General features: G+C 59.4%; 19 protein-coding genes. 7 read left to right on the top strand and 12 right to left on the bottom strand.

All coding sequences use genetic code 11. The features are described from left to right. Position 1: 1 nt before the first annotated feature. The 8 genes from leuC to B9Z48_RS14125 form a co-directional block, all read right to left on the bottom strand. Positions 2-1423 carry a 3-isopropylmalate dehydratase large subunit gene (gene leuC, locus B9Z48_RS14090; RefSeq protein ID WP_108379199.1) on the bottom strand — a complete coding sequence of 474 codons (1422 nt, stop codon included), beginning with the start codon at positions 1421-1423 and terminating at the stop codon, positions 2-4. 370 nt (positions 1424-1793) lie between these two features. After that, a complete protein-coding gene (gene gltA / locus B9Z48_RS14095) occupies positions 1794-3092 on the bottom strand; it encodes a citrate synthase (protein ID WP_089954876.1) in 1299 nt (432 codons plus the stop codon). A gap of 42 nt (positions 3093-3134) precedes the next feature. Beyond that, positions 3135-3443 carry a succinate dehydrogenase assembly factor 2 gene (locus tag B9Z48_RS14100; RefSeq protein WP_089954872.1) on the bottom strand — a complete coding sequence of 103 codons (309 nt, stop codon included), beginning with the start codon at positions 3441-3443 and terminating at the stop codon, positions 3135-3137. Continuing rightward, positions 3443-4147, bottom strand: coding sequence for a succinate dehydrogenase iron-sulfur subunit (locus tag B9Z48_RS14105; protein ID WP_089954868.1), 705 nt, complete (start codon positions 4145-4147; stop codon positions 3443-3445). The genes B9Z48_RS14100 and B9Z48_RS14105 overlap by 1 nt, the downstream gene beginning before the upstream one ends. Before the next feature lie 63 nt (positions 4148-4210). After that, on the bottom strand, positions 4211-6016 hold the full coding sequence (sdhA, locus tag B9Z48_RS14110) for a succinate dehydrogenase flavoprotein subunit (RefSeq protein ID WP_089954865.1): 1806 nt from the start codon (positions 6014-6016) through the stop codon (positions 4211-4213). Positions 6017-6069: 53 nt separating this feature from the next. Continuing rightward, positions 6070-6435, bottom strand: coding sequence for a succinate dehydrogenase, hydrophobic membrane anchor protein (gene sdhD, locus B9Z48_RS14115; protein ID WP_089954861.1), 366 nt, complete (start codon positions 6433-6435; stop codon positions 6070-6072). Between the two features lie 33 nt (positions 6436-6468). Beyond that, positions 6469-6900: a succinate dehydrogenase, cytochrome b556 subunit gene (gene sdhC, locus B9Z48_RS14120; RefSeq protein WP_089954858.1), complete on the bottom strand. Its 432-nt coding sequence runs from the start codon at positions 6898-6900 to the stop codon at positions 6469-6471. Positions 6901-7029: 129 nt separating this feature from the next. Next, positions 7030-7815 carry a GntR family transcriptional regulator gene (locus B9Z48_RS14125; protein WP_089954856.1) on the bottom strand — a complete coding sequence of 262 codons (786 nt, stop codon included), beginning with the start codon at positions 7813-7815 and terminating at the stop codon, positions 7030-7032. Positions 7816-8053: 238 nt separating this feature from the next. Between B9Z48_RS14125 and B9Z48_RS14130 the strand changes: the two genes are divergently transcribed. From B9Z48_RS14130 to acnB, 4 genes are all read left to right on the top strand, one after another. Beyond that, positions 8054-9040 carry a malate dehydrogenase gene (locus B9Z48_RS14130; protein WP_089955300.1) on the top strand — a complete coding sequence of 329 codons (987 nt, stop codon included), beginning with the start codon at positions 8054-8056 and terminating at the stop codon, positions 9038-9040. Positions 9041-9150: 110 nt separating this feature from the next. Then, on the top strand, positions 9151-10077 hold the full coding sequence (locus tag B9Z48_RS14135) for a CoA ester lyase (protein ID WP_233261132.1): 927 nt from the start codon (positions 9151-9153) through the stop codon (positions 10075-10077). A gap of 29 nt (positions 10078-10106) precedes the next feature. Then, positions 10107-10712, top strand: a complete 606-nt coding sequence (locus B9Z48_RS21855) for a hypothetical protein (RefSeq protein WP_228769127.1) — start codon at positions 10107-10109, stop codon at positions 10710-10712. Between the two features lie 25 nt (positions 10713-10737). Next, positions 10738-13329 carry a bifunctional aconitate hydratase 2/2-methylisocitrate dehydratase gene (acnB, locus tag B9Z48_RS14145; RefSeq protein WP_089954850.1) on the top strand — a complete coding sequence of 864 codons (2592 nt, stop codon included), beginning with the start codon at positions 10738-10740 and terminating at the stop codon, positions 13327-13329. Between the two features lie 346 nt (positions 13330-13675). On the opposite strand, the gene B9Z48_RS14150 is transcribed toward acnB, so the two are convergent. Continuing rightward, positions 13676-14386: a pseudouridine synthase gene (locus tag B9Z48_RS14150; RefSeq protein WP_108379201.1), complete on the bottom strand. Its 711-nt coding sequence runs from the start codon at positions 14384-14386 to the stop codon at positions 13676-13678. Here B9Z48_RS14150 and yaaA point away from each other — a divergent pair. From yaaA to B9Z48_RS14165, 3 genes are read left to right on the top strand one after another with little or no spacing between them, the layout of a single operon-like run. After that, entirely contained in the window at positions 14385-15161 is a 777-nt protein-coding gene (gene yaaA / locus B9Z48_RS14155) for a peroxide stress protein YaaA (protein ID WP_108379203.1), read from the top strand. The genes B9Z48_RS14150 and yaaA overlap by 2 nt on opposite strands. Before the next feature lie 2 nt (positions 15162-15163). Then, complete coding sequence (gene queF / locus B9Z48_RS14160) at positions 15164-16009, top strand: NADPH-dependent 7-cyano-7-deazaguanine reductase QueF (RefSeq protein WP_108379205.1); 846 nt, start codon at positions 15164-15166, stop codon at positions 16007-16009. Between the two features lie 23 nt (positions 16010-16032). Beyond that, entirely contained in the window at positions 16033-16473 is a 441-nt protein-coding gene (locus tag B9Z48_RS14165) for a PACE efflux transporter (protein ID WP_108379243.1), read from the top strand. A gap of 77 nt (positions 16474-16550) precedes the next feature. Here the strand turns inward: B9Z48_RS14165 and B9Z48_RS14170 are convergent, their stop codons facing one another. From B9Z48_RS14170 to B9Z48_RS14180, 3 genes are all read right to left on the bottom strand, one after another. Beyond that, complete coding sequence (locus B9Z48_RS14170; RefSeq protein ID WP_108379207.1) at positions 16551-17978, bottom strand: DUF1501 domain-containing protein; 1428 nt, start codon at positions 17976-17978, stop codon at positions 16551-16553. A gap of 7 nt (positions 17979-17985) precedes the next feature. Then, complete coding sequence (locus B9Z48_RS14175; RefSeq protein WP_108379209.1) at positions 17986-19728, bottom strand: DUF1800 family protein; 1743 nt, start codon at positions 19726-19728, stop codon at positions 17986-17988. A gap of 398 nt (positions 19729-20126) precedes the next feature. Next, positions 20127-21242 (bottom strand): lipocalin-like domain-containing protein, encoded by a 1116-nt coding sequence (locus B9Z48_RS14180; RefSeq protein WP_146186292.1) that lies wholly within the window; start codon positions 21240-21242, stop codon positions 20127-20129. Positions 21243-21246: the final 4 nt, after the last annotated feature.

Consider the following 21246-nt stretch of genomic DNA (forward strand, 5'->3'; position numbering starts at 1 on the left):
TTCAGGCGAATTTGCGGATGTCAACAAAGTGGCCGTGCACGGCCGCAGCAGCGGCCATGGCGGGGCTGACCAGGTGGGTGCGGCCACCCGCGCCCTGACGGCCTTCGAAGTTGCGGTTGCTGGTCGATGCGCAGCGCTCGCCGGGCTCCAGGCGGTCGGCGTTCATGGCCAAGCACATGGAGCAACCGGGTTCACGCCATTCAAAGCCGGCGGCCTTGAAGATTTCGTGCAAGCCTTCGGCTTCTGCTTGTGCTTTGACCAAACCGGAGCCAGGCACGACCATGGCCAATTTGACGTTCTTTGCAACTTTTTGGCCAAGCTTTTTGACGACGGCAGCGGCTTCGCGCATGTCTTCAATGCGGCTGTTGGTGCACGAGCCGATAAATACCTTGTCGATGGTGATGTCGGCCAGCGCTTTGCCGGGCTGCAAGCCCATGTAAGTCAGTGCACGCTCAATGGCATCGCGCTTGACGTCGTCTTTTTCTTTGTCGGGGTCGGGCGTGTGGCCGTCGATGCCCAGTACCATTTCGGGCGAGGTGCCCCAGGTGACTTGCGGCACGATGGCGCTGGCGTCCAGCTCGACCACGGCGTCAAAGTGCGCGCCGGGGTCAGACTGCAAGGTCTTCCAGTAGGCCACGGCGTGGTCCCACTCCACACCCGTGGGCGAGAGCAAACGGCCTTTGACGTACTCGATGGTTTTTTCGTCCACCGCCACCAAGCCCGCGCGTGCGCCGCCTTCGATGGCCATGTTGCAGACCGTCATGCGGCCTTCCATGCTGAGTGCCCGGATGGCCGAGCCTGCAAATTCGATGGTGTAGCCGGTGCCGCCTGCGGTACCGATCTTGCCGATGATGGCCAGCACGATGTCTTTGCCCGTGAGGCCTTTGGCCAGCGTGCCTTCGACTTTAATCAGCATGTTTTTGGCTTTTTTGGCCAAGAGCGTTTGCGTGGCCATGACGTGTTCGACTTCGGAGGTGCCGATGCCGTGGGCCAGAGCGCCAAATGCGCCGTGGGTGGAGGTGTGCGAGTCGCCGCAGACCACGGTCATGCCGGGCAGGGTGGCGCCGTTTTCAGGGCCGATGACGTGCACGATGCCCTGGCGCTTGGACAGGAAGGGGAAGAAAGCGGCAGAGCCATATTCGGCCATGTTCGCGTCAAGCGTGGTGATTTGTTCTTTACTGATCGGGTCGGTGATGCCGTCATAGCCCAACTCCCAGCCGGTGGTGGGTGTGTTGTGGTCGGCGGTGGCCACGATGGAGCTGACACGCCAGACCTTGCGGCCGGCTTGACGCAGGCCTTCAAAGGCTTGGGGGCTGGTGACTTCGTGCACCAGATGGCGGTCAATGTAGAGGACGGAGGTGCCGTCTTCTTCGGTGTGGACGACGTGTTCGTCCCAGATCTTGTCGTAGAGCGTGCGTGCCATGGAGCTTCCTTGCTGTGCAACCTGCCATTTTATGCGGTTCGCATGCTGTGTCAGTCGCGTTGGCTAATGCCTAGCCAAGGCTTGTGTCAATGGACAGATGAAGTGCCCCCCTCGCGTGGGCTCGAGGGGACGAATCCGGGGCCTGCCAGGCCTCATCAGTCGCTTCGCGCCAGCAAATCGGCCAGCCAGGCCCCGGACCCGTCCCCTCAAGTGGTTGTGATTTTGTAGGTCGGCGGCTTCAGCCCCGACATGTGGCTCGCAGATTTGTATGGGACAAGATTGTCGGGGCTGAAGCCGCCGACCTACGGGGTTGCACCAGGCATGAAAAAAGCCCGCACAAGGCGGGCTTTCGGGTTCGGTTGAAAACCGATCAGCGCTGCACGTCGCGGCGCACAGAGCCGGTGAACAGCTGACGTGGGCGGCCGATTTTGTACTCGGGGTCGCTGATCATTTCGTTCAGTTGGGCAATCCAGCCCACAGTACGGGCCAAGGCGAACACACCAGTGAAGAGGTTCACTGGAATGCCGATGGCGCGTTGCACGATGCCGGAGTAGAAGTCCACGTTGGGGTAGAGCTTGCGGCTGACGAAGTAGTCGTCTTCCAGAGCGATTTTCTCCAGAGCCTTGGCCAACTTGAACAGTGGGTCGTTTTCCAGGCCCAACTCTTTTAGCACTTCGTCGCAAGTTTCTTGCATCAACTTGGCGCGTGGGTCGTAGTTTTTGTAAACGCGGTGACCAAAACCCATCAGCTTGACGCCGGAGTTTTTGTCTTTGACCTTTTCCATGAACTCGCCCACTTTGGAGATGCCCCCCATTTTCTGGATGTCTTCGAGCATGTTCAGGCAAGCCTCGTTGGCACCGCCGTGCGCAGGGCCCCACAAGCAAGCCACGCCCGCAGCGATGGCCGCAAACGGGTTGGTGCCGGACGAGCCGCACAGACGAACGGTGGAGGTCGATGCGTTTTGCTCGTGGTCTGCGTGCAGCGTGAAGATGCGGTCCATGGCGCGTTCGAGCACGGGGTTGACCACGTAGTCTTCGCACGGTGTACCAAACATCATGCGCAGGAAGTTGCCCGCATAGGACAACTCGTTGCGGGGGTACATGTAGGGCTGGCCCACGCCGTATTTGTAGGCCATGGCCACCAAGGTGGGCATTTTGGCGATCAAACGGATCGCCGCAATGTGGCGATGCTCTGGATTGTTGATGTCGGTGCTGTCATGGTAGAAGGCCGACAAAGCGCCAATCAGACCGGTCAACACGGCCATGGGGTGCGCATCACGGCGAAAGCCACGCAGGAAAAACTGCATTTGCTCGTTGACCATGGTGTGGTTGTTGACCAGCTTGTGGAAGTCCTTGCTTTGCTGGCCGACGGGCAACTCGCCATTCAAGAGCAGGTAGCAGGTGTCCAGGTAGTCGGCCTTGTTGGCCAGCTGTTCGATGGGGTAGCCGCGGTACAGCAGCTCGCCCTTGTCGCCGTCGATGTAGGTGATGGCGGACTGGCATGAAGCCGTGGACAGAAAACCCGGGTCATAAGTGAACATGCCGCTTTGGCCGTACAGCTTGCGGATGTCGATCACATCGGGACCGATGTTGCCGGAGTAAACGGGCATCTCGATGCTGGGGCTGCCGTTGGAGAACGACAGGGTGGCTTTGTTATCGGCGAGTTTCATGGTGGGTTTCCTCAAAAATTCAGGGGGGTGAACCTGTTGGGTTCACGCTCTCAACATGTCCAGGACTTCGCGCACCTCTTCGGTGCTGATCTCGGTCTGCAGCTCCGTGCGGCGCAGCAGCAAGTCCATGAGATCGTTGTCTGACAGGTCCATCAGCACGTACATGCCCCGGGCCTGGCCAACCGTCAGCGCAGCAGCGTGCCGGTTGAAAAAGCGCTCGATGAACAAATCGTTTTCAAGCAGGCCGCGTCGGCTGCGCCAGCGCAGCTTGCTCAGCGACCGCTCGCTCAAAAGAGCGAGGCGGTCTGCGCCAACCAGAGACGCGTCTTCCAGGATGGGGGTGACGGTCATCAGACAGCGCGGCGAACCATCATCTCTTTGATCTTGCCAATCGCCTTGGTGGGGTTCAGACCCTTGGGGCAGACATCGACGCAGTTCATGATGGTGTGGCAGCGGAACAGACGGTAAGGGTCTTCCAAGTTGTCCAGGCGCTCGGCGGTGGCTTCGTCACGACTGTCGGCGATGAAGCGGTAGGCCTGCAGCAAACCGGCGGGGCCCACGAACTTGTCGGGGTTCCACCAGAAGCTGGGGCAGCTGGTAGAGCAGCTGGCGCACAAGATGCACTCGTACAAGCCGTTCAGCTCGTCACGCTCTTCCGGGCTTTGCAGACGCTCGGTCTCGGGCGGGATGGTGCTGTTGATCAGGTAGGGCTTGATCGAGTGGTATTGCTTGAAGAACTGGGTCATGTCCACGATCACGTCGCGGATCACGGGCAGGCCTGGCAGGGGTTTCAACACGATGGTGCCGGGCAAAGTGTTCATGTTGGTCAGGCAAGCCAGACCGTTTTTGCCGTTGATGTTCATCGCGTCCGAGCCGCACACGCCTTCGCGGCACGAGCGGCGGAAAGAGATCGTGGGGTCCACGGCCTTGAGCTTCATCAGGGCGTCGAGCAACATGCGCTCGTTGCCGTCCAGTTCGACCTGGATGGTTTGCATGTAGGGCTTGGCGTCCTTGTCGGGGTCGTAGCGGTAGATCTGAAAAGTGCGTAGGGTCATGAAAGAACTCCTGGTGTATTCGGGTGGTGGACCGCCAATGAGGGTGAGCGGTCCAGACAATCTTTAGAAAGTACGAACCTTGGGTGGCACGGAGTCCACAGTCAAAGGCTTGAGCTTGACCGGCTTGTAGGTCAGGCTGTTGTCGGCGCTGTGCCACAAGGTGTGCTTCATCCAGTTGGCGTCGTCGCGACCCAATGGGGCCACGGCGTCATCGGCTGGGCGCTCGTAGTCGCTCACGGTGTGGGCACCCCGGCACTCGCGGCGGGCAGCGGCCGAAACCATGGTCGCTTGGGCAGCTTCGATCAGGTTGTCCACTTCTAGGGCTTCGATGCGGGCGGTGTTGAACACTTTGGAGGTGTCCTTCAGGCCAATGGCATTGACGCGCTCGCGGATGGCCGCGATCTTTTGCACGCCTTCGTCCATGGAGGCCTGGGTGCGGAACACGCCAGCGTGTTGCTGCATGGCGGCACGCATGTCGTTGGCCACGTCTTGGGCGTATTCACCGCCACGGCCTTCTAGCTTGTTCAAGCGGCTCAGGGTGAAGTCTGCAGCGTCGGCAGGCAAAGGCTTGTGCGACTTGGTTTTGGAAGCGAAGTCCACGATGTGGTTGCCCGCTGCGCGGCCGAACACCAGCAAGTCGAGCAAGGAGTTGGTGCCCAGGCGGTTGGCACCGTGCACCGACACGCAAGAGCATTCGCCCACCGCGTACAGTCCGTTGACCACGGCGTTGTGGTCGGTGGGGTTCTGGATGACGACTTGGCCGTTGATGTTGGTCGGGATACCGCCCATCTGGTAATGGATGGTGGGCACAACAGGAATCGGCTCTTTGGTGATGTCAACGTTGGCGAAGTTGACACCAATTTCGTACACCGAGGGCAGACGTTTGTGGATGGTCTCAGCACCGAGGTGGTCGAGCTTGAGCAGCACATAGTCCTTATTCGGACCGCAGCCACGGCCTTCCTTGATTTCCTGGTCCATGGAACGGGACACGAAGTCACGCGGGGCCAAGTCTTTCAGGGTGGGGGCGTAGCGTTCCATGAAGCGTTCGCCATTGCTGTTGAGCAAGATCGCGCCTTCGCCACGGCAGCCTTCGGTCAACAACACGCCAGCACCAGCCACGCCGGTGGGGTGGAATTGCCAGAACTCCATGTCTTCGAGCGGGATGCCTGAACGGGCAGCCATACCCAAGCCGTCACCGGTGTTGATGAAGGCATTGGTGGAGGCGGCATAAATGCGGCCAGCACCACCGGTGGCCATCAGCACGGTTTTGGCGTGCAGGATGTGCAAGTCGCCCGTTTCCATCTCCAGTGCGGTCACGCCGACCACATCGCCTTCGGCGTCCCGGATCAAGTCCAAAGCCATCCATTCGACAAAGAAGCTGGTTTTGGCAGCGACGTTTTGTTGGTACAGGGTGTGCAGCATGGCGTGACCGGTACGGTCAGCGGCAGCGCAAGCGCGCTGCACGGGCTTTTCACCGTAGTTGGCGGTGTGGCCGCCAAACGGACGCTGGTAAATGGTGCCATCGGGGTTGCGGTCAAAAGGCATGCCCATGTGTTCCAGGTCGTACACGACTTTGGGGGCTTCACGGCACATGAATTCGATCGCATCCTGGTCGCCGAGCCAGTCGGAGCCCTTGATGGTGTCGTAGAAGTGGTAATGCCAGTTGTCGTCCGACATGTTGCCCAAGCTGGCACCGATGCCGCCTTGGGCCGCCACGGTGTGCGAACGGGTGGGGAACACTTTGGACAGCACGGCGACATTGAGGCCAGCACGGGCCAGTTGCAGCGAGGCACGCATGCCCGAACCACCGGCGCCGACGATCACGACGTCAAACTTGCGGGTGGTGATTTTGTCTTTGGTATAGCTCATGGTTTATCTTGGTTGGTGTGGTTTCAGCGCAATGACAGGCGAGGGCTGACGCATCACAGGCGCCACAGGGCCTGAACAGCCCAGCCAGCACAGCCGATCAGCCAGACGAGGGTGAAAACGTGCAAGGCCAGGCGCACGGCCAAGGGCTTGACATAGTCCATCCAGATGTCACGCATGCCCACCCAGACGTGGTACAGCAGGGAAAGGATCACGCAAAAGGTCAAGACCTTCATCCACTGGGAAGCAAAAATACCCGCCCATTCTTCATAACCGATGGGACCCGTGGTGAAGATCACCTGGGCCAGCAAAATCACGGTGAAAAGGGCCATCAAAATGCCGGTCACGCGTTGCGCGAGCCAGTCACGAAAGCCGTAGCCTGCACCGGTCACGATGCGCTTGGAGCCGTAGTTCACGGACATAGTGGAGTTTCCTTTTTGTTGTTAGGGGGCAGATCAGTACAAGCCGAACAGCTTGGCACCCAGCACGGCTGTGAGGCCAATGCTCAAAACCAAGGTGACGATGGCCGAAGACTTGCCGAACTCTTTGGTCACGGCGTGGAAGGTGTCCATGTACAGGTGACGCAGACCTGCAATGAAGTGGTGCAGGTATGCCCAGATCAATGCCAGGGCGACCAGTTTCATGAACCAGCCCGGTACAAAACCAATACCGATGTTAAAAGCGGCAGAGAACTTGGCAAACGAAATTTCGGACGAGATGGAGTTGTCAAACATCCAGATGATCAGCGGCATCAGCAAAAACATCAGAAAACCGCTGATGCGATGCAAGATGGACACAATGCCGGCCACTGGAAGGCGGTAGCTGGGCAAGTCTTTCAGGGCGTTGATGTTGCGGAATTCAGGCCGCTTGCGGGCGAGTTCGGTCATGTGGGTACTTTCTGGGTGTAACGCGTTCTTGACATTTGAGGCTAACGATCGAATTCTATTGCAACGCAGCAAACTGACATGAGCATTTCAGCGACAGTCTCAAAACAGACTTGTAAAGGGTGGTTTTCATCAATTCAGGGCGTTGTGGTAGTGGTGGGTGTCGGTGCGGTAAAAACCGCGCCGCAGTTCCATGGGGGTGTCGTTGTAGGTGTAGGCCACCCTTTCGACACTCAGCAAGGGGGTGTTGCTGGCCAATTGCATCAACTCTCGCTGAGACTTGTCCGCCAAGACCGCCCGAATTTTTTCTTCTGCCCGCACCATTCGTACGCCAAATTCGGTCTCAAACAGCGCATACATGGGGCCGTGATAGGCCGTCAGCCTTTCTGCAGTCAAGCCTTTGAAAGGGACACCCGGCAGCCACAGATCTTCCAAAATGGTGGGAATGCTCGCAAAAGACAGGACGCGCCGCACTTGCAAGACGGCGTCTCCGGTCCTCAGCGCCAACGCTCTGGCAATGTCGGCCGAGGCGCGTAAACGCTTGCAATCGACGATTTGACGCTGGGCAGGGCCTTCGGTGTTCAAGTCACCTTGGTCGGGCACGAGTTTCAAAAAACGGTATTGCACCTGGTGCTCGGCATGGGTGGCCACAAAGGTGCCTTTGCCTTGCTTGCGGATCAAAAGGTGGTCACTGGCCAATTCGTCGATGGCCTTGCGCACCGTGCCCTGGCTGACCCGGTAACGAGCAGCGAGTTCCATTTCGCTCGGGATGGACTCGCCGGGCTTCCACTCGCTGGACTGCAGACTTTGCAAAATCAACCCTTTGATTTGCTGATAAAGGGGGCTGAATGCCGGAGTCACGGCGGCGGCCTGTACAGCAGGCGAGGCAGCGTCGGTCGGTGTCAAAGGGAGGTTCATGGGCGCCAATGCTTCATGCGGTCAGGTGCATGTCAGATGCCGCATCATATCTTATATAAGACATAAGACAAATTGACGAATCAGGGTTTTCGCGGGTACACTCCTTGGCTGTTTGCCAGCGCTTTTGGCCTATTTGGTGGGTTGGGGGTGCGGGTCCGGTGCGCTGGACAGCCTTGCTGACACAGATGTTGGCAACGGACTGCAACCCTTGTTTACAACACTTCTGGAGTTTTCCACCATGAGCAAAAAGCCCGTCCGCGTTGCCGTCACCGGCGCAGCAGGTCAAATCGGTTACGCATTGTTGTTCCGCATCGCCTCAGGCGAAATGTTGGGCAAAGACCAGCCCGTCATCCTGCAATTGCTCGAAGTGCCCGTTGAAGGCCCCCAAAAAGCGCTCAAGGGCGTGATGATGGAACTCGAAGACTGCGCATTCCCATTGCTGGTGGGCATGGAAGCCCACGGCGACCCCATGACCGCATTCAAGGATGTGGACTACGCCCTGTTGGTCGGTTCGCGTCCACGCGGCCCTGGCATGGAGCGTGCCGAGTTGCTGGCCATCAACGGTGCCATCTTCACTGCACAAGGCAAAGCCCTGAACGCGGTGGCTTCGCGTGACGTGAAAGTGCTGGTCGTGGGCAACCCCGCCAACACCAACGCTTACATTGCCATGAAGGCCGCGCCTGACCTCAAGCCCGGCAACTTCACTGCCATGTTGCGTTTGGACCACAACCGTGCTCTGTCACAAATCGCAGCCAAGACTGGCAAAGCCGTGGCCGACATCGAAAAACTGTGCGTCTGGGGCAACCACTCGCCCACCATGTACGCCGACTACCGCTTTGCCACCATCAACGGCGAATCGGTCAAGGACATGATCAACGACCAGGAATGGAACGCCAACGTGTTCCTGCCCACCGTGGGCAAGCGCGGCGCAGCCATCATTGAAGCCCGTGGCCTGTCTTCGGCGGCTTCGGCTGCCAATGCGGCCATCGACCACATGCGCGATTGGGCCCTGGGCACCAACGGCAAGTGGGTCACCATGGGTATCCCATCACAAGGCTGGTACGGCATTCCTAAAGACGTCATGTTCGGTTTCCCCGTCACCTGCGAAAACGGCGAATACAAAGTCGTGGAAGGTCTGGACATCGACGCCTTCAGCCAAGGCTGCATCGACAAGACGCTCAAAGAGTTGACCGACGAGCAAGCTGGCGTCGCTCACCTGATCTGATTTCAGGCCGAGAAGTCCAAGTGAGCCATCCTCGCGACGTACTGTTGGGAGCACAAGCCGGAGCCGTCCAGCTGCCGGTGTGTGACCATTACTCTGGTGTCGAAGCGAGGATGCGTAAAAGCCTTCAATTGCAGGCAGACATGATGCAAGAGTTCGGTGCTTGCGTCTTTGATGTCACCCTGGATTGCGAAGATGGTGCACCCGTGGGTGGCGAAGCCGAACATGCCGCCTTGGTCACCGAGCTGGCATTGGCCGCTACGGCTGCCAACCCTGGGGCTCGTGTGGCCGTGCGTGTCCATCCTGTCGATCACCCCTCTTTTGATGCCGACATGGCGCTGATTGCGGCCCAAGCGGGTTCATGCCTGTCGCACATCATGGTGCCCAAGGTCGAAACCGTGGCCGATGTTGAGCGTGCGCAAGCGGCCCTGTTGCAAGCAGGGGCAGGCCATTTGCCACTGCATGTGTTGATTGAATCACCGGCAGCCGTGCACCGGGCATTTGACATCGCTGCCCACCCCCGTGTGCAGTCGCTGAGCTTTGGCCTGATGGACTTTGTCTCGGCCCATGGCGGGGCCATACCCGCAGAAGGCATGGGCATCCAAGGCCAATTCACGCACCCCTTGGTGCTGCGAGCCAAGCTCGACATCGCCAGTGCCTGTCACGCGCACGGCAAGGTGCCTTCGCACTGCGTGGTGACCGAATTCAAGAACACCGAGGCCATGCGCATGGCCGCCCACAAAGCCGCTTGTGAGCTGGGTTACACACGCATGTGGAGCATCCACCCGGACCAGATTCGCCCCATTTTGGCTGCCATGTCCCCCAGCGAGGCGCAGATTGAGCAGGCCAGCGCAATCGTGTTGGCTGCTCAGGCCGCTGCATGGGCACCGATCAGTCATGCGGGACAGCTGCATGATCGGGCCAGCTACCGCTTTTTCTGGCAGTTGCTCGAGCGAGCCCATCAGACCGGTTGTTCCTTGCCCCCCGAAATCCGATTGTTTTTTTCTGAACCCGTGGCTTTGTCCGGAACTGGTTCATGATGGCTGTTTCAAACCTGAGGTCGCTTGTCATGAAACCAGTTTTTGTCATTGTCTCGGTGCTGCTGCTGCCTTGGGCCGTGGGTGCACAAACCGCAGTGCCTGTGACCAAGCCTGGCGTCAGCAAGTCGGCAAACTACAAAGCGTCGTCCAAAAAAGCGGTGGACAAAAAGAAGACCCAACCCAAGACCCGCGTTTCACGCCAATCCGACCCTCTTTCACGACCCCAGTGGTTGCAGCCAGCGGCGGCGGTGCACACCCCCCTGCCCATGGGAGTCGACGAATTGGCCATCGCAGAGCGGGTCCATTTGGGCCGTTTGCCCTGCGAATTGGGGGCCAGTGTGAGGCTCGAAGCCGATGCCACCCAGCCTGGCTACTTCCACGTCTTGGGCAAGGGCTTTCATTACCGCATGCACCCTGTGACGACCACCACGGGAGCCATTCGGCTGGAAGACAAAAAAGCCGGCGCTGTCTGGCTGCAATTGGCCAACAAATCCATGTTGATGGACCAAAGCAAAGGCCGTCGTCTGGCTGACGAGTGCGCACACCCCGAACAAATGGCCTTTGCCGAAAACATGAAAACCAACCCACCCCCCGTCCTGTTTGACACAACAGGCATGGGGCGTCCCAACGATTAATTTTGACTGACCGGAGAAAAAAACCATGTTGAAAGCCTACCGTGACCACGTAGCCGAGCGCGCAGCGCTGGGCATCCCTCCACTGCCACTGGACGCCAAGCAAACGGCTGAACTGATCGAGTTGATCAAAGCCCCCGCCGCAGGCGAAGAAGCCTTTTTGATGGACCTGCTGACCCACCGCGTGCCCCCAGGCGTGGACGATGCGGCCAAAGTCAAGGCCTCGTTTTTGGCCGCTGTCGCCCATGGTGAAGTTCAAGTTGGCCTGATTTCCAAAGCCAAGGCCACCGAGTTGCTGGGCACCATGGTCGGTGGCTACAACGTGCACCCCCTGATTGAGTTGCTGGACGACGCCGAAGTGGCCGCCGTGGCCGCTGAAGCCCTCAAAAAGACTTTGTTGATGTTTGACTTCTTCAACGATGTGGCTGAAAAAGCCAAGTCTGGCAACGCCAAGGCCAAGGAAGTCATGCAAAGCTGGGCCGATGCCGAGTGGTTCACCACCCGCCCTGAAGTCGAGAAAAAAATCACCATCACCGTGTTCAAGGTGCCAGGCGAGACCAACACCGACGATTTGTCGCCAGCGCCTGACGCCTGGAGCCGCCCCGACATCCCATTGCACTACTTGGCGATGTTGAAAAACACCCGTGAAGGCGCCCCCTTCAAGCCCGAAGAAGACGGCAAGCGCGGCCCCATGGCCATGATCGAAGAGCTGAAGAAAAAAGGCCACTTGGTGTCTTACGTCGGCGATGTGGTGGGCACAGGCTCCAGCCGCAAATCAGCCACCAACAGCATCATCTGGGGTTTTGGCGAAGACATCCCCTTTGTGCCCAACAAGCGTTTTGGTGGCGTGACTTTGGGCGGCAAGATTGCCCCCATCTTCTTCAACACCCAAGAAGACTCGGGCGCTTTGCCGATCGAAGTGGACGTGACTGCCCTGAACATGGGCGACGTGGTGGACGTGTTGCCCTACGACGGCAAGATCGTGAAGAATGGCGAAACCATCACCACCTTCCAACTCAAGAGCGATGTGCTGTTTGACGAAGTGCGTGCTGGTGGCCGTATCAACTTGATCATCGGCCGCAGCTTGACCGCCAAGGCGCGCGAGTTCTTGGGTTTGCCCGCATCCACCGTGTTCCGTTTGCCCACAGCACCGATCAGCACCAAAGCTGGCTTCACATTGGCCCAGAAGATGGTCGGTCGCGCCGTCGGTCTGCCAGAAGGCCAAGGCGTGCGCCCCGGCACTTACTGCGAACCCAAGATGACCACCGTGGGTTCACAAGACACCACCGGACCGATGACCCGCGACGAACTGAAAGACCTGGCTTGCTTGGGCTTCTCGGCCGACATGGTCATGCAGTCCTTCTGCCACACCGCAGCGTACCCCAAGGCCGTGGACGTCAAAACCCACCGCGAATTGCCCGCCTTCATCAGCAACCGTGGCGGCGTGTCCCTGCGTCCTGGTGACGGCGTGATCCACAGCTGGCTCAACCGCCTGTTGTTGCCCGACACCGTCGGCACCGGTGGCGACTCGCACACCCGTTTCCCCATCGGCATCAGCTTCCCCGCTGGCTCCGGTCTGGTGGCCTTCGGCGCGGCCACAGGCGTGATGCCTTTGGACATGCCCGAGTCGATCCTGGTTCGCTTCAAAGGCGACATGCAGCCTGGTGTGACCCTGCGCGACCTGGTGCACGCGATCCCGCTGTACGCCATCAAGCAAGGTCTCTTGACCGTGGCCAAGGCTGGCAAGATCAACGAATTCTCGGGCCGCATCCTGGAAATCGAAGGCCTGCCTAACCTGAAAGTTGAGCAAGCATTTGAGTTGTCCGACGCGTCTGCCGAACGTTCTGCTGCGGGTTGCACCATCAAGCTCAACAAAGAGCCTGTGCAGGAATACCTGAAGTCCAACGTGGTCTTGATGAAAAACATGATCGCCGACGGCTACAAAGACGCCCGCACATTGGCCCGCCGCATCGAGAAAGTCGAGCAATGGCTGGCTGCGCCTGATTTGCTCGAAGCCGACAAAGATGCCGAGTACGCACACGTCATCGAAATCGATTTGGCCGACATCAAAGAGCCGATCGTTTGCTGCCCCAACGACCCCGATGACGCCAAGTTCCTGTCTGAAGTGTCTGGCACCAAGATCGACGAAGCCTTCATCGGTTCGTGCATGACCAACATCGGTCACTTCCGCGCAGCCGCCAAGCTGCTCGGCGGCCAGCGCGACATCCCTGTCAAGTTGTGGGTGGCACCCCCCACCAAGATGGACGAGAGCGAGCTGATCAAGGAAGGTCACTACGCCGCGTTTGGCACAGCCGGTGCCCGCACCGAAATGCCCGGCTGCTCGCTGTGCATGGGCAACCAGGCGCAAGTGCGCGAAGGCGCGACGGTGGTGTCGACTTCCACACGCAACTTCCCCAACCGTTTGGGCAAGAACACCAACGTGTACTTGGCCTCTGCCGAGCTGGCCGCCATCACCTCCAAGATGGGCAAGTTCCCCACCGTGGCCGAATACCACGAAGCCATGGGTGTGGTGAACAAGGACGGCGAAGCCATCTACAAGTACCTCAACTTCAACCAGATTGAAGAGTACGTGGAGAACGCCAAGGGTGTGACCGCTTAAGTGTTGGCGCAAAACTGAAGAAACGGCTCAAGGAGTGATCCTTGGGCCGTTTTTTTTGACTGGCGGCAACTTCAATAGCGAATTGCCCCCGATCAGCCTGAAGGCATGAACCAGATCAAGGTGCAGCAATTTTGTAGCCGCAACGCCCCCGTCGCGACCCCCCCGCAGACCACCCCGTATCGCCCCGAGGACGGGGCTAGCCACCTGTAGGAGCAACGCCCCCGTCGCGAAAACCCCCGCAGACCACCCCGCATCGCCCCGAGTGCGGGGCTAGCCACCTGTAGGAGCGACGCCCCCGTCGCGAAAACCCCCGCAAACCACCCCGCATCGAGATGCCTCACTCGATTCAAGCAACGATAGGCAGCTGAAAAGCATCCCAAAGCCCCCACTCGCTGGGCAGGGAAGATGCCAGATGCAGCCGCTGCCTGCTGACCGGATGAGGTAGTTCCAGACTTTCAGCATGCAACCACAGCCGCTGCAGCCCGATCAAATCTGCCACGGCGCGGTTGAGCGGCCCCTTGCCGTGTGTGGCGTCGCCGATGATGGGGTGGGCGATGTGCTTCATGTGGCGGCGCAGTTGGTGGCGACGGCCAGTCAGGGGCTGCAGCGCCACTTCGGCGCAGCGGGTGCTGACAAAGCTTTGCTGGGGCAGAGGAAGCTCAAAGTGGCGCAAGGTGGCAAAACGGCTTTGGGCCGGCTGGATTTCGGTGCGCTCCGTGCGCATGTCGTCGGGCATGCGCTTTAAGGGGTGGTCGATCAGGCCCTCAGGCAAAGGCCAACCGCGCACCACAGCGCGGTAGGTTTTTAGCAGACCAGCGCCGCTTTCAAAAGCCTGCCCCAACGAGCGGGCCACCTCGGCGCTCAGCGCAAACACCAGCACGCCGCTGGTGCCTTTGTCGAGCCGGTGCACGGGCCAGACGTGTTGCCCGATTTGGTCGCGCAGGGTTTGCAGCACAAAGCGGGTTTCACCCCTGTCCAAAGGCGTGCGATGCACCAGCCAGCCGGCGGGTTTGTTGACGATGGCGAGATAATCGTCCAAGTAAAGGATGTCGAGCATGTTGTTCTTATTGTCACCCGCCAAATCTCTGGATTACGAAACCCCCGCCGCAGGCGTGCCGCACACGCTGCCCCAGTTCGTGCCGCAATCGCAGGCCCTCATTGAGGTGCTGCGCCAAAAGTCACCCCAGCAAATCGCCGAGCTGATGGACTTGTCCGACGCGCTGTCGGCTCTGAACGTGGCCCGCTACGAGGCCTGGGTTCCGAAGTTCACTGCCAAAAATTCCAAGCAGGCCGTGCTGGCCTTCAATGGCGACGTGTACGAAGGCCTGGACGCCAAAACCCTGTCCGCGCAAGAGCTGGACTGGGCGCAAACCCATGTGGGCATTTTGAGTGGCCTGTACGGCGTGTTGCGCCCGCTGGACTGGATGCAACCCTACCGGCTGGAGATGGGCACCACGCTCCAAACCGACAAGGGCAGCAACCTCTACAAGTTTTGGGGGCCGCAAATTGCCGAGTACCTGAACGCCCAGCTGGCCAAAGACAAAACCCCGGTCATCGTCAACCTGGCCTCGCAAGAGTATTTCAAATCGGTGGACCGCAAAACCCTTAAGGCCCGCGTCATCGAATGCGTGTTTGAAGACTTCAAAGGCGGCAAATACAAAATCATCAGCTTCAACGCCAAACGGGCGCGGGGCTTGATGGCTCGGTTCGCCATCCAAAACAAGATCACCCACCCCGAAGGCCTGTTGAGTTTTGATCTGGAAGGCTACGCCTACGACTCGGCCGTGTCCGAGCCAGACCGTCTCGTTTTCCGTCGCAAGGTGCAAGCATGAGTATGAACTCCCCAGAACAATCCCAATTGGGCAAGTCCAGCGCCTATGTGGACCAGTACGACGCGAGTTTGCTGTTTCCCATTCCCCGCGCCACCAAACGCGCCGAAATCGGTGTCACCGGGCAGCCCGTGTTTTTTGGGGCCGACCTGTGGACCGCGTTCGAGCTGTCTTGGCTCAACACCAAGGGCAAGCCGCAGGTGGCACTGGCGCACATCACCGTGCCTGCCGAAAGCACGCACATTGTGGAGAGCAAGTCCTTCAAGCTGTATCTCAACAGCTTCAACAACACGCGGCTGGAGAGTGCCGATGTGGTGCGCGACATGATCCGCCGCGACATCAGCGCGGCCATCTGGCACGGCGGCGCCATGCAGGCCAGTGTGGGCGTGAAGCTGCTGCTGCAAGAACAGTTTGACGCCGAGCCCGTGCACGAGCTCGACGGCTTGAACCTGGACCGCATGGACATCGAGTGCACGCGCTACCAGCCTGCACCGGAGCTGCTCAGCGCCAATGCCGAAGAACTGCCCGTCAGCGAAACCCTGGTCAGCCATTTGCTCAAAAGCAATTGCCTGGTCACAGGCCAGCCCGACTGGGGCAGCGTGCAAATCACCTACAGCGGCCCGCAGATCGAGCAAGCGGGTCTGTTGCAATACATCGTGAGCTTTCGCAACCACAACGAGTTTCATGAGCAATGCGTCGAGCGTATCTTCATGGACATCTGGACGCGCTGCAAGCCCACCAAGCTGACGGTCTACGCCCGCTACACCCGGCGCGGCGGGCTGGACATCAACCCCTGGCGCACCAGCGCACCGGGCGCATTGCCGCCCAATGTGCGCACGGCGCGGCAGTGAACGCATTCACCGCGTTCGCCAACATGACCCCCACCACCCGCCGCGTTCTCCAAGCCCTTTTGTACGAGGCCATTGCGATTGCCGTGGTCGGTCCCGTGTTGAGTGTGGCTTTTGACAAGTCGCCCGCCTCCACATTGGGCCTGGCGGTCGTGTTGTCGAGCATTGCGCTGACGTGGAACTACGTCTTCAACTCGCTGTTTGAGCGCTGGGAGTCGCGTCAAGCCGTGCGTGGCCGCTCCTTTGCGCGGCGACTGGCCCACGGGGCGGGTTTTGAGGGCGGGCTGGTCATCATTCTTTTGCCCGTCATGTCGCTGTGGCTCGACATTTCGCCCACCGCTGCCTTGGTGGCCAATTTGGGCCTGCTGGCCTTCTTTTTCTTTTATGCCATTGCGTTCACCTGGTGTTTCGACCGGGTCTTTGGATTGCCCGCATCGGCCCAAGCGGGTGCTGCGGATCGGCGCTGATGACGCTGGTGTGATGGCGCAGTAGAAGCGCACAAAACTTCACCCTGAACGCCGTGTCCCATGTCCACGGCGGAGATTCAGGCGCTGAAAAACCCCAAGTCGGGTTGGTCAAAACGGTTGATGTTGGGGAACAAAGCACTGACCTCGGTCGGGCTGACCCCCATCCACTTGGCCAAGGTGGCGCCCAGTTGGTCGACGCTGGTGGTGGGGATCAAGCGCCCCTGACCCAGGTCGTTCGGGCCATTGTGGGCCTGTAAGGGCCACTTGCCCCAAAAGCGCCGACCGCGAACCGCACCACCCATGATCAGATGGTGCGCACCCCATCCGTGGTCGCTGCCGTCACCGTTGCTGCTCAGCGTGCGGCCAAAGTCGCTGGCCGTGAAGGTGGTCACATTGTCTGCCATGCCCAACTCGGTCATGGCGGATTGGAAGGTGCTCAAGCCGTTGGCCAGTTGCCCGAGCAAGCCGGGGTGTTGGGTGAGCAAAAAATCGTGGTTGTCAAAGCCCCCGATGCTGACAAAGAAAACCTGTCGCTGTGCACCCAGTGTGCTGCGTCCCGCAATCAGCCGGGCGACCATTTGCAATTGGCGACCCAAACTCTGGGTGGTGTCAAAGGTGGCTGAAAACGGCAAGGCATTGGCATTGCCCAATGCGGCTTTGACGGTGGCTTGGGCGTTGATGGAGCGCAAAGCCACGCGGTTGAGTTCGGCCTCCATCCAGTGCGTGCGCGACGCCGTGATCATTTTGTTCAGAGCTTGGCTGCATGCCGCTGACCCAAACAAATTCGACACCACCCCGTTGACCGGGACCGCGCCACTGTTGCTGATTTGGTATTGCACCGCCTGATCACCCATCAAAAACACCGCATTGCCACTGGCGTTGATGCAGGTGAACGTGCTGGTGGCGTTGCTGGACAAAAACAGGTCGCCCATGGCACCGCCCCAGCCTTTGGTGGAGCCTTCGGCACCGCTGCTTTGCCAAAACGATTGTTGGTCGTTGTGGCTGAACAGCTTGGGTGGCAATCGAACTGACTTGGCCAAGTATTGCACTTTGGTGGTGGGCTCCATCAGGGAGCCCACATTGAGCAGCCAGCCCAGTTGGCCGGCGTCAAACAAGGGTTTGAGCGGCAACAGTTCTGCCGCCATGGCCAGTTGTGTTCCATTGACGCCAGTGCCTGTCAGCGGCACTCTGGGTGACAAGGTGGTGGCGGCCAAACTGGCCCGTGGAGCCACCAAGCCACCCAGGTCGGTGGTGCCTCCACGCAAGCTCGCCAAATTGGCGTGACTGGCCACGTCAACGGGCACCAAGGTGCGGCCGTTGTCGTTGCCACCCGCTAAAAATACGCAAACCAGCGCTTTGTAGCCTCCTCGGGCATCGGCAGCGGCGGCTTCACCCAGGGCCGCAAGGTTCAAGGCCCAAGGCGCAGCCATGCCAGCCAAGCCCAGTTGTGCAGAGCGCCGCAAAAATTCGCGGCGCTGTAATTCAGGCAGTCGATTTAGTTTCATGGGGGGCTTATTTCTGGATCAGGTATTCAGGCGCGGCCATCACCAACAAGATGGCCGCTTTCACGCGGTTGAGTTGGCCTGTTGCATTCGATGCGCTGATGGTGGCCACGGCGGTGCTCAATTCAGACAAAGTCGTGGCGGGGATGGCGTCTGCCGCCAGGCGCAAATTCAGGTGCGCCAAGAGCTTGGGTGCGTCAGTGGCGAGGCTCAGCTCGTGAGCGTAATTGGCGGTGACATCACCACTGGCGATGCCATTGCCGATGACCGACTGCATGAAGTTGAGGTAACCCGCGATGGTGCTTTCGTTGAGCAGCTGAAACTCCGGGGCCGTGATCTGGTTGGCGGCCAATTCATGGCCCGGTGGCACATAGCCTGGACGAAAGAAATTGAACACCGATGGGCTGCGCCAAGGGCTTTGGCCCAGGCGGCTGGCAGGGTCGCTCGTGTCACCGATGGCCCAGCGACCTGAGGCGCTGGTGATGCCGAAGCTGCGCCCCCATTGCACAAAACGGTGCACGGGCTCACGCAGGCGCCCAGATGCATTGCCAGAGGGTGTTGCGCGTGCTTCAGGGTCGAGCAAAACGGCGCGCAAGGTGGCTTTCAAGTCACCGCGCACACCGCGCCCATTGTTGTTGAACACGGCGGCAACACGGCCCACATAAGCGGCGCTGGGGTGGCTCATGGTGTAGCGCTGGATGAGTTGACGCCCCATAAAAGGCCCCACGTTGGGGTGATTGGCCAAGGTGTCCAAGGCCAAAAACAGCGCTTGTGGGCCACTGAGTGAGCCCGCGATGGTGGTGCCCAAAACAGACTTGTCGCCAGTTTGGAAGTTGGCGATGTTGTGTTTCATGGGGCGGGTGACGTGCGCGTAATCCGTTGCATCCACGCGATCGCGTTCCCACCCGGTGAACACGCTGGCCAGTTGGCTGATGTCTTGCGGCGAGTAACTGTCGATGGTTTGGCCGTTGTTCAGGCGCGGCGTGCCATCGCTGTTCAGTTGCACCAAGCCGATGCTGAACAACTGCATGACTTCGCGGGCGTAGTTTTCGTCGGGCACGCGCCCCGTGAACGTGTCTTCCTTGCGGTTGCCCAACATGTTCAGGTAACTGCCCATGCCCACGCTGAGGGTCACTTCTTGCAAAAGCTGTCTGTACGTGCCAAAGGCATTTTTCTCCAGCAAATCGGCGTAATGGGCCATGCACAGGCCCCGCCATTCGATGGGCAAACCCTGCATGGAGACCACAAAAATCTCGGACAAGGCCAGTGTCATGCGCTGACGAACGGGGTCGGGACTGCTCATCAACTTGAGCCAAATGGCGTTGTCAGTCCCCGTGAAGTTGCTTCGGTTGGCTTCTACGGCATAGCCGTTGGCAACCATCCAGTCGTAGCGCGTGATCGCTTGCACAGGCAGGTCCAATTGCGAATCCAACCAGTTGGCAAAGCCCGAGGTTTTGACCGCTGCAATAGTTTCGGCCGATGCTGAAAACCCCGCTTGGGTCAGGAAGCGAACAGCCTCTGCATCGGAGGGGGCGGGCGCAGAATTTGTGCCATTTTCACTGCCGCCACCCCCACACGCGGCCAACAACAGGCCTGCCGCAGCCAAGGGCGTGCTCTTGAGCGTGGGCGAGGACAAGCCCAAAGAAGCCGTTGGCTCAACAGACGGGGCAAAGGCCTCTGATGGCGCTTGGCTGCACACTGCTGCGGCAAGAGAGGGGACAGTGCGTGGGGCGCAGGGTTGGACGGGATTCATAGATGTTCATGTGGACATGATCACCTGATTTTAGTTATTTTGTAATCACTTTGGACTCACCCTATACGGTGACGGCCGCTCAACGCGGTTACCCCGCGATAGAAGGCTGGGCCGAGGACGATGCCAAGTTGGGCAAAGCCAGTCGGAAAGTGGATTGATTGGGGTTTTGCCTTTTTACGCCGCGAACACTTCCTGCAGCGTAAGAAGGCAAAAACCCAAGTGCATGGGTATGTCGAAAGCGTTGATCTAAATGATGCGACTTGGTACGACCATGTGCATGTCGTGCCTCGGGTTGAGCGTGAAGAACCCTGTCTGGCCTTTGCTCAAAAACCGGTCAAAAAATAGTCGACTCTTGGATTTTTTCCTCCAATCAAAAGACAGCCAAAATCCTGCAAGGGTCAAATTTTTAAAGGTGCGCCGTAACCCGTCAGCTCCAAATAACCATGGCCGAGCAAACGCTCGCCATGCATCAGACTGACCGCACCTTCCCAATAAAAACCGCCCGTGCTGGCCCGTGCATCGATCTCTTGGCCCAGCATGAGCGGCACCAATCTGTAGCGCTCTTGACCCACCCACAAATCCATGGGGATGGGGTAGTCGATCAAAGACTTGGCCCGCCAACGGCCTGCGCTCTGCCAGCGAAGACCCTGCCAACCTTTGGCAAGGCGGCCAGCTGCGTCACGGGCATCCACATGGGTGTAGATCGCGGCCGCTTTGTCGTTGCGAATCTGAAAAGCCATCAGCGTGCCGCCGTCCAGCAAGTTGATGCCCAACCAGTCCCACCCCACGGCCCCAGGCATCATCAGTTGGCTGGACCACTCGTGATCGAGCCAAGCTTTGCCCTCCAGCGTTTGGGTTTGCTTTGCCAAAGTCACTGCGGCTTTCACATTCAAAGGTGCACGGCTGTAGTAGTGGCTGGCCTGCAAGGCGTCTGGGCCTTTGGACGAAAAGCCCTCTTGGCCACGCAAAAGGGCGGGCTGCGCAGCGCTGGCATCCAAAGACACGGCAAAACCTTCGCCTGCAAAGCGGCCTGCGTACACCTCGCCCGCTGCGCCTTGCACACGGCGCAAGTGCCAATCTTCAAACTGCAAATCGGTGTCCGTTGTCTCTGCGCGAAGCAGGGTTCCGTTCAAACGACCCGCCCGGTTGGCATGTAAAAAAACATTTTTGGCGGCCACCGCCACGGCCGCATGCGCAAAAAGCAATTGGGTCGGTGCCAGTCGGCTGGGGTTCTCTGGCGAATGCTGGGTTCGGCTGCGGAAAAAGGTCAACTGAAAACCCATGGCCGTTGGGCCCTGTCCCAGCCATCCCGTCAGGTACCACCACTCGGTGCGGTAGTCGGGGTGTGAACCGTGATCTCTGGGAAAGTTCAAGCGACGCGGCTTGACGGGTGGATAAAACGGAGCCTGTAAAGCGGACGCAGCGGCAATCTGCGTGGGCCAAGCTGACAGGCCTGCCGCCATCATGGCGGCGGTTTGTAGGGCAAGCCGCCGATTGGCCGAGGGTTGTGTCATGTCT

Source organism: Limnohabitans sp. WS1 (assembly GCF_003063265.1).
GTDB lineage: Bacteria > Pseudomonadota > Gammaproteobacteria > Burkholderiales > Burkholderiaceae_C > Limnohabitans_A.

Coding starts and splice junctions, on each gene's coding strand:
- sdhA (WP_089954865.1), bottom strand. CDS start 6,016: ATGAGCTATACCAAAGACAAAATCACCACCCGCAAGTTTGACGTCGTG.
- B9Z48_RS14105 (WP_089954868.1), bottom strand. CDS start 4,147: ATGACCCTACGCACTTTTCAGATCTACCGCTACGACCCCGACAAGGAC.
- acnB (WP_089954850.1), top strand. CDS start 10,738: ATGTTGAAAGCCTACCGTGACCACGTAGCCGAGCGCGCAGCGCTGGGC.
- B9Z48_RS21855 (WP_228769127.1), top strand. CDS start 10,107: ATGAAACCAGTTTTTGTCATTGTCTCGGTGCTGCTGCTGCCTTGGGCC.
- sdhD (WP_089954861.1), bottom strand. CDS start 6,435: ATGTCCGTGAACTACGGCTCCAAGCGCATCGTGACCGGTGCAGGCTAC.
- sdhC (WP_089954858.1), bottom strand. CDS start 6,900: ATGACCGAACTCGCCCGCAAGCGGCCTGAATTCCGCAACATCAACGCC.
- B9Z48_RS14170 (WP_108379207.1), bottom strand. CDS start 17,978: ATGAAACTAAATCGACTGCCTGAATTACAGCGCCGCGAATTTTTGCGG.
- B9Z48_RS14135 (WP_233261132.1), top strand. CDS start 9,151: ATGCGTAAAAGCCTTCAATTGCAGGCAGACATGATGCAAGAGTTCGGT.
- B9Z48_RS14125 (WP_089954856.1), bottom strand. CDS start 7,815: ATGAACCTCCCTTTGACACCGACCGACGCTGCCTCGCCTGCTGTACAG.
- queF (WP_108379205.1), top strand. CDS start 15,164: ATGAACTCCCCAGAACAATCCCAATTGGGCAAGTCCAGCGCCTATGTG.
- B9Z48_RS14100 (WP_089954872.1), bottom strand. CDS start 3,443: ATGACCGTCACCCCCATCCTGGAAGACGCGTCTCTGGTTGGCGCAGAC.
- B9Z48_RS14130 (WP_089955300.1), top strand. CDS start 8,054: ATGAGCAAAAAGCCCGTCCGCGTTGCCGTCACCGGCGCAGCAGGTCAA.
- B9Z48_RS14175 (WP_108379209.1), bottom strand. CDS start 19,728: ATGAATCCCGTCCAACCCTGCGCCCCACGCACTGTCCCCTCTCTTGCC.
- gltA (WP_089954876.1), bottom strand. CDS start 3,092: ATGAAACTCGCCGATAACAAAGCCACCCTGTCGTTCTCCAACGGCAGC.
- B9Z48_RS14165 (WP_108379243.1), top strand. CDS start 16,033: ATGACCCCCACCACCCGCCGCGTTCTCCAAGCCCTTTTGTACGAGGCC.
- B9Z48_RS14180 (WP_146186292.1), bottom strand. CDS start 21,242: ATGACACAACCCTCGGCCAATCGGCGGCTTGCCCTACAAACCGCCGCC.
- yaaA (WP_108379203.1), top strand. CDS start 14,385: ATGTTGTTCTTATTGTCACCCGCCAAATCTCTGGATTACGAAACCCCC.
- B9Z48_RS14150 (WP_108379201.1), bottom strand. CDS start 14,386: ATGCTCGACATCCTTTACTTGGACGATTATCTCGCCATCGTCAACAAA.
- leuC (WP_108379199.1), bottom strand. CDS start 1,423: ATGGCACGCACGCTCTACGACAAGATCTGGGACGAACACGTCGTCCAC.